This window comes from Paraburkholderia sediminicola (assembly GCF_902859805.1).
In the GTDB taxonomy this organism is placed as follows: Bacteria; Pseudomonadota; Gammaproteobacteria; order Burkholderiales; family Burkholderiaceae; genus Paraburkholderia; species Paraburkholderia sediminicola.
On the sequence record NZ_CADIKC010000008.1, the window covers coordinates 334,291 to 348,126 of the forward strand.

The following is a 13,836-nucleotide window of genomic DNA, read 5'->3' on the forward strand; positions in this document are numbered from 1 at the left end:
ACGTGATGCCCGGCTTCAAACTGTTCAGGAGCGCATAGCCCAAAACCAGCTTCGACGGTTTTTCCCTTTCTAAAGCTTTCGCTACGATCCCCCCTGCTTTGCAAACGTGCACTATCAGCATTCCATTCGGGGGAATCAATGGCACTCGTCAAATGTGAAGAATGTAAGAACAGGTTGCCAGTTCGGCGAGAGTTTGCCTGCATGGCGGCGTCAAAAAAACGGCAGCGAAACCAGGTCATGCCCTGTCCGACGTTGGCAGCATCGCGATCGGCATGATGTCTATCTCGTCCATCAAGCGAACCGCCTTGATGTTTCTGAGCGGTCAGCAACTTTTGATAGCCCATGATGCGCCTCAAAAAATCAGAAAATTGCTGTGGTATTACGACTGGGCCACTATCGGTGACTCCATTATGGATCTGTCGCAAAGGTTCCTGATCGACCCGCGCATATCCATCGATCTATGTATGCCACACGGCCCAATGGAACTTTTCATCGGCGATGACCGGTTCCGGCGTGTAGCCCGTTCGCTGGACGATTGCGACGCGCAGTACGACATGGTGATAGTGCAAAGCTTCACCACGAAAACCATCACCAGGAAGATTCGATACCATCCGTTCACCCCGTGGTTTTCGATCATGGGGCACCGCAAGGACGAACGTTTTTCGAGAATTCAGCTTGCGTACGAACAGATTGCGCGAGTGTTTAAATCGGAGCGTGAATCAGGCCCGATCGAACCTGTGCTGACGGTCTCGAACGGGAGTGTCCGGCGCCCCGATAGATTTATGATTGCCGTCGCGGTAGGCGGCGGCGACACGCGACGCAGGTTTGAAAACTGGGCGACGCTCATCAAGCTGATTGCTTCAACGTGGCCTGAACAGACACTGAGCCCGCGCTTCCTTCTGCTCGGTACTGGAAAAAGTGCGCTCAAAGCGGTAGAAGCAGTCCGTGACCAGGTGGATCACCACCATATCGATGCTCACATTGAACTGCCGAGTATTACGGCTGCAGCCGAGCTGATAAAGCAGAGTTCATTTTTCATTGGGGCGGATGGCGGCCTTATGCATATCGCTGCAGCCCTCGGGAAACCCGGTGTTGCGATCTTCTGTCAAATCAAACCCGAGTGGCGGCTTCACTCCCAATCGAAAATACAGACTGTTTTTGCTGAGCAGGATATCAACAGCATTCCGATTGAGAGAATCGCCAGTGAAGTCACTGACTATTGTCGCGAGCTGCTGCAGGAAGTGAGGCCGGAAAAAGCGGCACGCGAAGACTGACTACATTTTCGTCTTCGCAAATAGCCGCCTGGAGAACGTCGAAACGAGCGACCATCAAGGTTGTTGCGACAAATCGAAGATAAGCGCCGATTCGACCCATTTCTCACCGGGCGGAGTCCACGGCGTTGGGGTCTGAAATGTCGACATCAGATCCTGCCATTTCGTCAGCACGGGATCATTTGCTTCGGCATCCGCAAACCGTTGAGCGCTGAAGATTGCGTCATCCGTCTCCATCATCATGCACAGCCGGGTGCCCAAACGGAAAATTTCCATGCGGGTGATACCCTGAGTGCGCAGATAATTCGCCACCTCCGGCCAGATCTCGCGATGCATGGATTCGTACTCGGCAATCAGATCGGGGGAATCCTTGAGGTCCAGCATCAGGCAACGTCTCATCAGGTTCTCCAAAGGTCGTGCGATTTGCCGCGCTTTGTGTGCCGTCGATCAGCGAGCTCTATCATCTGCCTCCGGCCGCGACACGCCCGGCGGGCATACCAATCGACTTATGTACGTGCTGGCTCGCGCGAATCGCGGCCCAGTCCCAATCGATGCCAAGACCTGGCGCGTCCGGCGCGACCGCATACCCCTGCTCGATCTTCACACGCGAACCCGTGAGCGTATCGATCTGCGGAATGTATTCGACCCACTCGGAATTCGGCACCGCTGCGCACAGGCTCACGTGCAGTTCCATCAGAAAATGCGGGCAGATCGCGATGTTCATCGCCTCGGCAAAATGAGCGATCTTCAGCCACGGCGTGATCCCACCAACGCGCGCAACGTCTGCCTGCACAATCGAACAGGCGTCTGCCTTCATATATTCGGCGAACTGCGCGGGATGGTATATCGATTCGCCCACCGCGACCGGCACTGCCGTGGCTGCACTCAGTTGCCGATGAGCGGCAATGTTTTCAGCGGGCAGCGGCTCCTCCAGCCATCCGAGATGCAGCGGTTCGAATGCGTGCGCTCGCCGCAGCGCCTCTGAAAGCGTGAAGCCCTGGTTCGCGTCGACCATCAGCTCGAACCCCTCCCCAACGGCCTCTCGCACGGCCACAAGTCGCCGCACATCCTCAGAAAGATGTGGGCGCCCGACTTTCAGCTTCGCGCCTCGAAATCCCGATTCCTGCGCCTGCAGAGTCTGCTCAACAAGTTCGCTTTCCGAAAGATGCAGCCAGCCCCCCTCCGTCGTGTAAGTCCGTACACGCGGCTTTGCGCCGCCTGCGGCAATCCATAACGGCAGTCCGGCCACACGCGTATTGCGATCCCACAGCGCGGTATCGATTGCGGCCAGCGCGAGACTCGTAATCGCACCGACCGCGGTTGCGTGCGTGTGATAGAACAGATGGCGCCAGATCGCTTCATATTCCGCGGGATTGCGACCGATCAGCTGCGGCGCCAGATGGTCGTGCAGCAAGGCGACGATCGACGAGCCGCCTGTGCCGATCGTGTACGTGTAGCCTGTGCCTTCGCTGCCGTCGCTGCAACGGATCGTGACCAGCACTGTTTCCTGAACGACAAACGACTGGATGGCATCCGTGCGCCGCACTTTCGGCTGAAGGTCGACCTGTCGGATTTCTACGGTTTCGATGTGGGTCATGGTTGTTCTATCCTTTGACGCCGCCAAGCGTGAGACCTGCGATCAGGTGCTTCTGAACGATGAATGTGAGGATGATGGCCGGAATGATGATGACAACGGCCATCGTGCACATGCCCGCCCAGTCCACCGTGAACTGCGCTGTAAAGTCCATCAAGCCGACGGGCAGGGTTTTGGTATCGGGGCTGCGGCACAGTTGCGACGCCAGGGCGAACTCGTTCCAGCTGGTCAGAAACGCAAAGATCGCCGCCGACGCCACGCCCGAGCGGGCAAGCGGCAGCTCGATATGCCAGAACGCCTGCCAGCGGCTGCAGCCGTCGATCTGAGCGGCCTCGGCGAGTTCTGCCGGCACTTCGCGGAAGAACCCGTCGATCAGCCAGACCGTAAACGGCACGTTCATCGCGAGGTAGACGATGATCACGCCGATATGCGTGTCGAGCAGACCTGTCCACGCCCACAACATGAAAATCGGCAGCGAGAGCGCGATGCCCGGAATCGCACGCGTGAGCATCAGCACCACGAACAACAGCTTCTTGTGACGGAACTCGAAGCGCGCGAACGCATAGCCGCCGGCCACCCCGATCACGATCGCAGCAATCGTGCTCGCCAGAGAAATCACCACCGAATTCACGAAGTACTGACGGATCGGCAGCGACGCCATTCCGCCAAAGCCGAACACATTGCGGAAGTTATCGAGCGTGTAGCTGCCTGCATCCAGCAGCGGCTGGTTCGACAGGATCGCGACATTCGAGCGGAACGCGTTGAGGATGACCCAAAGACCGGGCAGGCAGATGACCGCCATGACCAGGAAGACCGCGAGCCACAACGCTCCCCGTTTCACCGGTGCTCGCAGCGAATCGAATGTGGACACGCGATTGGGCGCGCGATTGAATGTAGTACCCATGATGTCAGGCCGGCCCCATGTGTTTGCGCGCCGCATTGAGCTTGCGGAAAAAATACAACGTGAACAGCACCGATACGAGCACGGACACGTAGCCGATGGCGTTCGCATAACCCATGCGCGAATCGTCGTAGGCGATGCGGCCCACCATCGTCCAGAGCAGTTCGGTACGGCCGCCAGGACCGCCGTTGGTCATGATGCGCACGATGTCGTAGGCCCGGCCAACGTCCAGCGACCGGATCGTCATCGCGATATAGATGAAGGGCATCAGGTAAGGCAGCGTCACGTAACGGAACGTTTGCCACGGCGTGCAGCCGTCGACTTTGGACGCTTCGATCGGATCCTTCGGCAACGCCATCAGGCCGGCGAGCAGAATGACCGCGAACACCGGCGTCGAATTCCACACCTCCGCCACGATCAGCGAAGCAAGCGCCGATTGCGAGTCGACCAGAAACGGAATCGTGGTCTTCAGTCCGAATACGGTTTGCAGGACATGGTTGACGACGCCCGTGCTGTCGTTAAGCATGAACTTGAACTGAAAACCGACGAGCACCGGCGAAAACATCATCGGGAACATCATGATGGTGCGCAGCGCGCGCTGGCCTTTCACAATCTGGTTGAGCAGCAACGCAATGCCGAGACCCAGAAATAGTTCCAGATTCAATGCAATCGTCAGGAACAGCACGGTGCGACCGAACGCGGCCCAGAAATCCCCATTCGCAAACGCGCGCATGTAGTTTCGCAGGCCGACAACGTTCCAGATCGTGTCCGGGTCGATGAGCCGGTAGGCGGTAAAACTCGTGTAGAGCGAGAAAAGAAGCGGCAGCACAACGACGATCGCCACCGAAAAAAACGCCGGCAGCAACAGCCTTAACGGAACCGTCAGGCTCTCATTCAGGGCCGGCCCGGAAGATTGTGCGGCAGGCGAATAGCGGATGTTGAATCGCATATTGGAGCGCGTAATGATGCGGGGAAACGGATCGACTGCATGGCCCGGCGAGTGGGCCACGCCATGCATATCGTTAGTTGGACGCGTCCTGCATGATGTCGGAGACTTTTTTCGCCGCGTCGTCCAGCGCCTGCTGGGACGATTTGTCGCCGATCAGTGCCTTCTGCAGTTCCGGCCACAGCGCATTGGATATCTCGTCCCATTGCTGGATCCGCGGAGGCGTAAAGGCATCCTGCTGAGCCGCCGTGCTGAACACGGAGATCGCATGCGCCATATACGCATCCTGTTTTGCCTCGAACTCCTTCACGACCGCCTGCTGCGCGTCGACCCGAGACGGGATCGTGCCGAGCCGCGCCTCCACCATCTGCGAATCGAAGCTCGTCAGGAACTGGATGAAGCTCGCCGCGACTTCCGGACGGTCACAGGTCTTCGTGATCGAGAAGCTATGCGAACCCGACCAGCCCGGCCGCTTGTTGGCAATGCCGAGCGGCGCCGGCACCACGCCGACGTTGCCAGCCAGTTTGGAAGTCTTCGGATCGTTGTAGAACGAAGCGAAGCCGGGCCAGTCAAGATCCAGTGCAACTTTGCCTGCAGCAAAGTTGTTGCCGAGGTCGTCCCACACATAGCTCGGCACCCCCTTGGGTACGGCGCCCGCCTTGTATAGATCCACGAACCAGTTCAGTGTCTTGACGCCGACCGGCGAGTTGAACGCAGGACGGTTTTTCCCATCCAGCAACTGCCCGCCATTGGCGATCAGCAGCGAATAGAACGTACCTGTAATTGCTTCATCCTTGCCGGGAAATTGCGTGCCGTAGAAGTTCGGCGCTTTGGTGAAGAACTTCGCCTGCTGTGTGAATTCCGCGTAGTTCTTCGGCGGCGCCAGCGGCTCGCCAAACTGCTTGTGATAGGCGCTCTGGTTAGCCGGATCGGCGTAGGCCGCCTTGTTGTAGTAGAGCGCTTCAATGTCGACCGAGCGCGGAATCTGCACCAGATGTCCCTTAATTTCGGACTGCTTGAGCAGACTCGGCGAGAACGCCGCCAGGTAACTGGCGGGAAACAGGCCCTTCAGATCACGGAAAATCGGGTACTGCGCCGAGAAGTTCGTGTGATTGGACGACACGCAATAGTCGACATGACCCGATGCGATGTCCTGTTTCAGCTCACGATCGAGCTCGAAATGGCTCTTGCGCGATACGATCTCGACTTTCGCACCCGTCTGTTTTTCCCACAGCGGAATGCGCGTGTAGAGCGCCTCGTACTGCACGCCGCCGATCAGTTTGACCCGCAGCGTGTAGCCTTTGTATTCACCGTCGGCATGTGCAAGGCCCGAAGCGACGACACCCGCGAGCGCACATACCGAAGCTGCGAGCCTGAGCAGGGTTTTATAACGCATCATTGTCTCCTCCTTTATGGATTCCGCCGTGGGCCGCGCGACTTGCCGGCGGCACTGTGCAAATGCGAGCCCGCAGCGGTTTGGCTCGCGAACCTGTTTAGCGCAGCCGTCGCCCGCTGCTGCGGTCGAACACGAGTACCTTGGCGGGGTCCGCCAGCAGCGCGATGGTAGTGCCGGCACGGACATCGGTACGGCCGGTCAGCATCACGCAACAGGGCTGGCCGGTGACCGTGCCGAACAATTCAGTCGCTGCACCGGTCGGCTCGACCACTTCGAGCGCGAACGGCATACCGTCAGCGCCCGCAAGGCTCAGATGCTCGGGACGCACGCCGTACGTCACCTGCTGTCCATTCGTGGCATTGACGAGCGGCGCCGGCAATGCGAGCCCGCCGACCCGCACGCATGCACCATCCCCCTGCCGTTCGTATGTACCCGCGAAGAAGTTCATCGCAGGCGAGCCGATGAATCCTGCTACGAAGAGATTGTCGGGATCGTCATATAACGCCAGCGGCGTGCCGATCTGTTCGATCACGCCACCGTTGAGCACGACGATGCGGTCTGCCATCGTCATCGCCTCGATCTGGTCGTGAGTCACATAGACAGTCGTGGCACGCAAACGCTGGTGCAGCGCCTTGATCTCCGCGCGCATCTGCACGCGGAGCCTCGCATCGAGATTCGAGAGCGGCTCGTCGAACAGGAACACCTTCGGGTCGCGCACGATCGCGCGACCCATCGCCACCCGCTGCCGCTGGCCGCCCGACAGATGGCGGGGATGACGATCCAGCAGATCCTGCAGACCCAGCATCGTCGCTGCCTTTTGCGCCCGCGAGGCAATCTCCTGCGGATCGCGATTGCGCAGCTTGAGCGCGAACGTCAGGTTTTCGAGCACGGTCATGTGCGGATAGAGCGCGTAGTTCTGGAAAACCATCGCGATATCGCGATCGCGCGGCGGCCGCGTATTGACGACCTCGCCGTCTATCACGATGCGCCCGTGGCTGACGCTCTCAAGGCCCGCCAGCGCACGCAGCAGTGTGGATTTCCCACATCCGCTCGGCCCGACCAGTACGAGAAACTCCCCGTCCGGAACCTGCAGGTCGATCTGCTTCAACACCTCCTGTTCACCAAACGATTTCCTGACCTGCTCGAATGCTACGGCTGCCATCCGCCCTCCTTTCCGGGTGATTCAGTAACCGGCAGTTGAGCGCAGCTGACCACTCTCGCCGTACGCCTGAGGAAATTGTATATATGAAACGATATTTTATTGATAAAAATTAGTAGGTGTTTTCCCCGTCCGTCGAACGGGTCGTTTCACGCTCATACAACCTTCAGTCGCCCTACAATCCGTCTGGTTATCATGTGCGCCATTTCATCTGCGATTTCAGGAGGGAACTTGAACGCCAACGCACCGCGCTATTCGGCACCTGCACTGGAAAAGGGTCTGGACATCATCGAACTGCTGGCCGACCACGCGGAGGGTTTGTCTCTTGCGGAACTCGCAAAAGAGCTCGGCCGCAGCACCGCCGAAATATTCCGGATGGTCGTGACGCTGGAAACGCGCGGCTACCTGGGCACCGTCGGCGACCGGTATGTTCTATCGCTGCTGCTCTTCCAGCTGGCGCACCGGCATCAGCCCGTGCGCTCGCTAGTATCGAGCGCGCTACCGCTGATGACACAGCTCGCCAAAGATGCCTGCCAGTCGTTTCATCTGTGCGTGTATCAGAAGGGACGCGTGCTGATCGTCGCCGGCGTTGAAAGTCCGGAACGTTGGGGCTTTGCGTTGAAGGTCGGCACGTTGATAGGGCTCACCGATACTGCGTCGGGACAAGTACTGCTTGCCTTCCAGGAAGAACCGCAACGCCTCGAGATGTTCGAACTGCACGTTCCGGTGGATGGCGAACGAGCCATGGACCCACAACAGCTTGCGAAGGACCTTTCGCAGATCCGCAAACACGGCCACGCACGTATGTCGAGCCGGCAGGTCAAGGGGGTGAAGAATCTGGCCTACCCCGTGTTCGGCCGGGACGGTCACGCCATTGCGGCACTGACTACCCCTTACATCGAGCGAATCGACGACGCGCCCGTGCCGTCGATGGCCGAAGTCGGCGACATGATGGAACGGGCAGCGCAAACGCTCACGTCATTGATGGGTTTCAACGTCTATTGGGATTCGGCTTCACAGCCCACCCAGCGGCCCGATCGCCGGTGAAACTGAAGGTAGCCGGCCAGAAGGTCAGACTGACTCGACGGTATTGGAGAAGGCCATCCAGGGAGGAAATGTCGATACCGTTACGGATACCGACATTTCTATTGTGAGAAGTGGCTCGCCACCAGTCCCTTCTGCCGGCGAAGCACGGAACGCTCGGGCGAAAGCGTGTCAGCTCGGGTTCACGCCAGATGCGCCATCTGCTATCTGATTGAGTCGTCTCGAACCCCTGCTGGCAGCGCTTGCGGCAAATACACGCGGCCGGCAAATGCCCCTCCATGGTTATCGATCTCGATGACCAGACCGCTCTGCTCGACTCTCATGGAGTCGACGCCGGCGTTTGCCCCTGTCTGTGCGGTGGCAAGTGCCAACCGATAATTCGGAAAGTAAGGTCCCAGAAGTACGTCGAGTGGCGCCACCTGGGGGCCGTTCCACGCCACCGCAAATACGGTCCCCGCTTGGGCGACATATTCTCTCGCGACTGTTCCTGTAGTGAAAGCTGTCTCATTGACTGAGAACGGCACGTTAGATGTATTTGCGTATTTGCAAAACGTTTTCGTGTGACTTGAATTGCCTGGTTGCCATGTGGGTGCGCTACCGAGTTCCGCTTTGCATGACGAAGCGACTATCAGACCCATGAGACCAACGAAGACGTACGCTGTACGTGTGCCGGGTGAGACAGATCCTCTGGAGATCCACAATTCGGGAAGTTTCACCAACGGCCCGGCGGGCACGTTAAATCGGAACTTGCGGGAAGCCGGCGCGCTTCGCCAGAGCATTCTATGGTTGGCTGTCACCTTGCTCCTTCAGTCTGGTCAGAAGAGTGTTGATAAGAGAAACCTTGTTGCTGTCGAGCAAGATAGGCATCCTGAATTTGTCCGAAAGTTAGCGGGCGACACTCGTATTCTTCGTTTTCATCAGAACGCTTCCCACTTTTCATTTTCCATGGACGCTACCGTGGCCATGGTCGTGGCGGAAACTGTCACTGTACGGGACGACTGCCCAGCTGCTTTCGGTGTCCCAACGGGCTGCGATACCCGCAACTCGGGAATGCGCTGGCTGCTTTCCGGGACGATCATTCGCGCCTGGGCGGAAACAAGATCGCTAAATTTGAACACCAATACCGCGCCCTGAAGATTCTTTGCCTGCTCTTCGAGGGACTGTGCTGCAGCGGCCGCCTGCTCAACAAGCGCAGCGTTCTGTTGCGTCACTTCATCCATCTGGACGACGGCCTGATTCACCTGTTCGATGCCGCGGCTTTGCTCTTCGGACGCTGCTGCGATTTCGCCGACAATATCGGAGACCTGCCTGATTGCCTGCTTGACCTGCAACATCGTGGCACTGACTTCCGCTGCCTGCTTTGCGCCGTCCTGAATCGTTGTCACGGACGAGCTGATCAGTTCCTTGATTTCCTTCGCAGCAGTAGCGGACCGTTGAGCCAGACTGCGAACCTCACTGGCAACCACGGCAAAGCCCCGACCCTGCTCGCCGGCACGTGCGGCTTCGACTGCTGCGTTCAGCGCGAGAATGTTCGTCTGGAACGCAATACCTTCAATGACACCGGTGATTTCCGAAATCTTGCTGGAACTGCTGCTGATCTGGCCGATGGTGCCGACCATGGCCAGAACCGAGTCGTTACCCGTATCAGCGATGTCTGTGGCGCTCGTGGCCAGTACGTTCGCCTGCCGGGCGTTGTCAGCGTTCTGCCTTACCGTTTCGGTCAGCTGCGTCATGCTTGCCGCGGTTTCTTCAAGCGAGGCTGCCTGCTCCTCTGTGCGCGCCGAGAGGTCCGTATTGCCGCTTGCAATTTCGCGCGATGCCACTGCCACCGACTCGGTGGAGACCTTGATCCCGCGAACCGTCTGACTCAGTTGCTCATCCATTTTCTTCAGTGCCTCGAGAAGCTGACCAAACTCGCCGCCTGAGTCGACCACCACGTGATTTTCCAGCTTGCCGCTCGTGATATGGTTGGCTAGATCAACGGCCTTGTTGAGCGGCTTCGAGATCGAACGCAGCAGGTATACAGACATGCCGACGGCAACCAGCATGCCGCAACAGAGAAGGACGAATGCATTCCGAAGAGTTGCCCTGAACGTTGCCTCACTGTCGTCGACAGACTGTCTGGCCTGATCCAGATTGAGAGCAGCATCCGCGTCTATCGCGTCGTTCATTGATTTACTTGACGTGAGGATTTCGTCGATTACGACAGCGGCCCTGTCGAAATTGCCTGCACCACCGGCAGCCACCGCTTCCTTGCTTAACGCCGCAAACCCGGGCAACGCGCTTTGGATGCGATTTGCGATCTCACGCTCTTTGTCGCTGGATACACTGCCTGGGTAGTAGTGGTTCCACGCCTTGTTGAGCCGTTCAAATTGCAGGGCAATGCCAGCATCGTATTCCGTCGCTTTTGCTGGATCGTGGGCCACCTGCATGCGCCTTAGCAGAAGACGCACGTTAAGCTGGGCTGCGCGAACTTCGGATAGGTCTGCAATGGGAACCGTGTTTTCTGCGTAGCCGTCGGCGATGTTCGAATTGAGCCTGGAAAGCTCCCACGCGTCAAACGATCCGAGGGCGACCATGAGAAGCACGCATACACCAAAGGCGAGAATGATCTTGAATCTGACCGTTTTTATAAGGTTGCTCATTTCGCGTCCATCTGGGAAGTGGTGTCCGGGTTCAGACTCTGAGAGATTAAAGAACGTGCTTGCTTACCCATAGTAACCATATGCGTATCGCTTACTCTGCTTTGGTATGCGAGGTAAGAGAACGGTAGGGATATCCTTACTTTGCTGTAGTAGTATCCCGTTCGCATGCATTGCGCTGTCGAGGTCGAACCTCGAGGGCGGGATGTCGTCGCTGGGGGCGCCGACCTACGAAAAGGACGCGGAGAATTCACCCTGGCTGAATCGAGCAAGGCATCGATGCTGGCTGCGGTGAAGGCATAGGCAACAGCTTGAGCGCCCAGCGATGCACGGTTGAATGATCGACCGTGACGCCTCGTTCAGCGATGACCTCTTCCAGAGACGGTATCGGACAAGACAGTCCGAGGAGGAAGTGTCGATACCGTCACTGATACCAACATTTGCATCTGACATTGCCCGGATCGCTGCAGAAGATCGCACCGGACAATAAACCCCATGTTTTGTTAAAGGAAAAACAGGGAAAACCGGCGCTCCCGGAGAGACCCGGGAGCACCTTGACTGCGTATGTGCCATGGGACGAACGGCACATCGCATCCAGCCGTGATTCGTAACCCTAACTGGCTGTAGCTGTCACGTTGGCCCGCGCCTTATGCAGTTTTTTGTAGCTGTCGATCAGGCGGTGGTGCCTATCAAGACCCTCCAGTTTCATACTCGTTGGCGTCAATCCATAGAAGCGCACGCTGCCGTCCACTGATCCCATTACCGCGTCCATCCGAGCGTTGCCAAACATGCGACGGAAGTTGACTGCGTAGTCGTCCAGTTCCAGGTCGTCATCGAGCATCACCTCCAGCACCACATTCAAGGCCTGATAAAACAATCCGCGCTCGACCGTGTTGTCGTTGTACTGCAGGAAGGCTCCCACCAGTTCCTGTGCCTCTTCAAATTGCTGCAAGGCGAGATGAATCAGCAGCTTCAACTCGAGAACGGTTAGCTGCCCCCAGTCCGTATTCTCGTCAAATTCGATGCCGATCAAAGTGGCAATATCGGAGTGCTCGTCCAGTTCGCTGTTCTCCAACCGCTCGAGCAGTGCTGCGAGACCGGCATCATCCAGGCGATGCACGTTCAGAATATCGGCGCGGAACAGCAGCGCCTTGTTTGTGTTATCCCAGATCAAATCTTCTACCGGGTAAACTTCCGAATAATCGGGCACCAGAATCCGGCAGGCAACAGCACCCAGCTGGTCATACACCGCCATGTAAGATTCTTTGCCCATGCCTTCGAGAATGCCGAACAAGGTTGCGGCTTCGTCGGCGTTGGAGTTTGCACCGTGGCCAGAAAAATCCCACTCGACAAACTCGAAATCCGCTTTTGCGCTGAAAAAGCGCCACGACACTATGCCGCTGGAATCAATGAAGTGCTCAACGAAGTTATTCGGTTCAGTCACGGCGTTACTGACAAACGTGGGCTGAGGTAAATCGTTCAGGCCTTCAAAACTACGCCCCTGCAGTAACTCCGTCAGACTCCGTTCCAGCGCCACCTCGAAGCTTGGGTGCGCGCCGAACGAGGCAAAGACACCGCCTGTCCGCGGGTTCATCAAAGTGACGCACATCACCGGGTAGGTCCCACCCAGCGACGCATCCTTTACCAGCACCGGAAAGCCCTGCTCTTCCAATCCCTGAATCCCGGCCAGAATGCCGGGGTATTTCGCCAGCACTTCGTGCGGCACATCAGGCAATGCGATTTCACCTTCCAGAATTTCGCGCTTTACCGCCCGTTCAAAAATTTCGGACAGACACTGGACCTGCGCTTCGACCAGCGTATTACCGGCACTCATGCCATTGCTGACATACAGGTTTTCGATCAGGTTGGACGGAAAATACACCACTTCGCCGTCCGACTGCCGCACGAACGGCAGCGAACAGATACCGCGCTCCACATTGCCGGAGTTGGTGTCGATCAGATGCGAGCCACGCAACTCGCCATCGGGGTTGTAAATCTCCAGGCAATACGCATCCAGAATCCCGGCCGGCAGCGCGTCCTTGCGGCCGGGCTTGAACCAGCGCTCGTTCGGGTAATGTACGAACTCCGCGTTGGCGATGTCTTCGCCCCAAAACGAACCGCCATAGAAATGGTTGCAATTCAGGCGCTCGATAAACTCTCCCAACGCCGACGCCAACGCGCTTTCTTTGGTCGCTCCCTTGCCATTGGTAAAACACATCGGCGAGTGTGCATCGCGGATATGCAGCGACCACACATTGGGAACGATGTTGCGCCACGAAGCGATTTCAATCTTCATGCCGAGGCCAGCCAGAATGCCCGACATATTGGCGATGGTTTGCTCCAACGGCAGATCCTTGCCCGCAATATAGGTGCTGGCGTCAGAAGCCGGAGTCAAGGTCAGCAAGGCCTGTGCATCGGCATCCAGGTTTTCTACCTCTTCAATGACAAACTCGGGTCCGGCTTGCACCACTTTTTTGACCGTACAACGGTCGATGGAACGCAAAATACCCTGGCGGTCTTTGTCGGAGATATCCGCCGGCAATTCAACCTGAATCTTGAAAATTTGCTGGTACCGGTTCTCCGGGTCAACAATATTGTTCTGCGACAGACGGATATTTTCGGTAGGGATATTGCGAGTTACGCAGTACAACTTCACAAAGTAAGCCGCACACAAGGCCGATGAGGCCAGAAAATAATCGAAGGGACCGGGCGCCGAGCCATCGCCCTTATAACGGATAGGCTGGTCGGCCACTACCGTGAAGTCATCGAACTTGGCTTCAAGACGTAGCTTGTCGAGAAAGTTGACTTTAATTTCCATGGGGAAATTCCAAAAATGGTACTGAAAACAAAACATAAAGCCCTGTAAAAAACAGGGCTTTATTA

11 protein-coding genes and 1 pseudogene are annotated in these 13,836 nt (G+C 57.4%); 2 read left to right on the top strand and 10 right to left on the bottom strand.

Annotation, left to right across the window (positions count from 1 at the left end; translation table 11 throughout):
* The first annotated feature begins 272 nt into the window (after positions 1–272).
* Positions 273–1,274, top strand: coding sequence for a glycosyltransferase family 9 protein (locus R8871_RS26670; RefSeq protein ID WP_175053147.1), 1,002 nt, complete (start codon positions 273–275; stop codon positions 1,272–1,274).
* Positions 1,275–1,328: 54 nt separating this feature from the next.
* On the opposite strand, the gene R8871_RS26675 is transcribed toward R8871_RS26670, so the two are convergent.
* The 6 genes from R8871_RS26675 to R8871_RS26700 form a co-directional block, all read right to left on the bottom strand.
* A complete protein-coding gene (locus R8871_RS26675) occupies positions 1,329–1,670 on the bottom strand; it encodes an L-rhamnose mutarotase (protein ID WP_175053148.1) in 342 nt (113 codons plus the stop codon).
* 61 nt (positions 1,671–1,731) lie between these two features.
* On the bottom strand, positions 1,732–2,868 hold the full coding sequence (locus tag R8871_RS26680) for a mandelate racemase/muconate lactonizing enzyme family protein (RefSeq protein ID WP_175053149.1): 1,137 nt from the start codon (positions 2,866–2,868) through the stop codon (positions 1,732–1,734).
* A 7-nt stretch (positions 2,869–2,875) separates the two neighbouring features.
* Positions 2,876–3,769 (bottom strand): carbohydrate ABC transporter permease, encoded by an 894-nt coding sequence (locus R8871_RS26685; RefSeq protein ID WP_175053150.1) that lies wholly within the window; start codon positions 3,767–3,769, stop codon positions 2,876–2,878.
* A gap of 4 nt (positions 3,770–3,773) precedes the next feature.
* On the bottom strand, positions 3,774–4,715 hold the full coding sequence (locus tag R8871_RS26690) for a carbohydrate ABC transporter permease (RefSeq protein WP_175053151.1): 942 nt from the start codon (positions 4,713–4,715) through the stop codon (positions 3,774–3,776).
* 73 nt (positions 4,716–4,788) lie between these two features.
* Positions 4,789–6,111: an ABC transporter substrate-binding protein gene (locus tag R8871_RS26695; RefSeq protein WP_175053152.1), complete on the bottom strand. Its 1,323-nt coding sequence runs from the start codon at positions 6,109–6,111 to the stop codon at positions 4,789–4,791.
* A gap of 94 nt (positions 6,112–6,205) precedes the next feature.
* Positions 6,206–7,270: an ABC transporter ATP-binding protein gene (locus R8871_RS26700; RefSeq protein WP_175053153.1), complete on the bottom strand. Its 1,065-nt coding sequence runs from the start codon at positions 7,268–7,270 to the stop codon at positions 6,206–6,208.
* A 192-nt stretch (positions 7,271–7,462) separates the two neighbouring features.
* Here R8871_RS26700 and R8871_RS26705 point away from each other — a divergent pair, with 192 nt between their 5' ends.
* A complete protein-coding gene (locus R8871_RS26705; RefSeq protein ID WP_175053154.1) occupies positions 7,463–8,314 on the top strand; it encodes an IclR family transcriptional regulator in 852 nt (283 codons plus the stop codon).
* A gap of 200 nt (positions 8,315–8,514) precedes the next feature.
* Here R8871_RS26705 and R8871_RS26710 read toward each other — a convergent pair whose 3' ends face one another.
* The 4 genes and pseudogenes from R8871_RS26710 to R8871_RS26725 form a co-directional block, all read right to left on the bottom strand.
* Positions 8,515–9,090 (bottom strand): DUF2844 domain-containing protein, encoded by a 576-nt coding sequence (locus R8871_RS26710; protein ID WP_322789528.1) that lies wholly within the window; start codon positions 9,088–9,090, stop codon positions 8,515–8,517.
* 138 nt (positions 9,091–9,228) lie between these two features.
* A complete protein-coding gene (locus tag R8871_RS26715) occupies positions 9,229–10,956 on the bottom strand; it encodes a methyl-accepting chemotaxis protein (RefSeq protein WP_175053156.1) in 1,728 nt (575 codons plus the stop codon).
* 295 nt (positions 10,957–11,251) lie between these two features.
* A pseudogene (locus R8871_RS26720) lies at positions 11,252–11,332 on the bottom strand (IS6 family transposase); the annotation flags it as partial.
* Positions 11,333–11,566: 234 nt separating this feature from the next.
* Positions 11,567–13,771, bottom strand: coding sequence for an OsmC domain/YcaO domain-containing protein (locus R8871_RS26725; RefSeq protein ID WP_175053157.1), 2,205 nt, complete (start codon positions 13,769–13,771; stop codon positions 11,567–11,569).
* Positions 13,772–13,836: the final 65 nt, after the last annotated feature.

Bases quoted from the DNA above. Each gene is read 5' to 3' on its own strand.
- R8871_RS26670 (WP_175053147.1), top strand. From the start codon at position 273: ATGATGTCTATCTCGTCCATCAAGCGAACCGCCTTGATGTTTCTGAGC.
- R8871_RS26675 (WP_175053148.1), bottom strand. From the start codon at position 1,670: ATGAGACGTTGCCTGATGCTGGACCTCAAGGATTCCCCCGATCTGATT.
- R8871_RS26680 (WP_175053149.1), bottom strand. From the start codon at position 2,868: ATGACCCACATCGAAACCGTAGAAATCCGACAGGTCGACCTTCAGCCG.
- R8871_RS26685 (WP_175053150.1), bottom strand. From the start codon at position 3,769: ATGGGTACTACATTCAATCGCGCGCCCAATCGCGTGTCCACATTCGAT.
- R8871_RS26690 (WP_175053151.1), bottom strand. From the start codon at position 4,715: ATGCGATTCAACATCCGCTATTCGCCTGCCGCACAATCTTCCGGGCCG.
- R8871_RS26695 (WP_175053152.1), bottom strand. From the start codon at position 6,111: ATGATGCGTTATAAAACCCTGCTCAGGCTCGCAGCTTCGGTATGTGCG.
- R8871_RS26700 (WP_175053153.1), bottom strand. From the start codon at position 7,270: ATGGCAGCCGTAGCATTCGAGCAGGTCAGGAAATCGTTTGGTGAACAG.
- R8871_RS26705 (WP_175053154.1), top strand. From the start codon at position 7,463: ATGTGCGCCATTTCATCTGCGATTTCAGGAGGGAACTTGAACGCCAAC.
- R8871_RS26710 (WP_322789528.1), bottom strand. From the start codon at position 9,090: ATGCTCTGGCGAAGCGCGCCGGCTTCCCGCAAGTTCCGATTTAACGTG.
- R8871_RS26715 (WP_175053156.1), bottom strand. From the start codon at position 10,956: ATGAGCAACCTTATAAAAACGGTCAGATTCAAGATCATTCTCGCCTTT.
- R8871_RS26725 (WP_175053157.1), bottom strand. From the start codon at position 13,771: ATGGAAATTAAAGTCAACTTTCTCGACAAGCTACGTCTTGAAGCCAAG.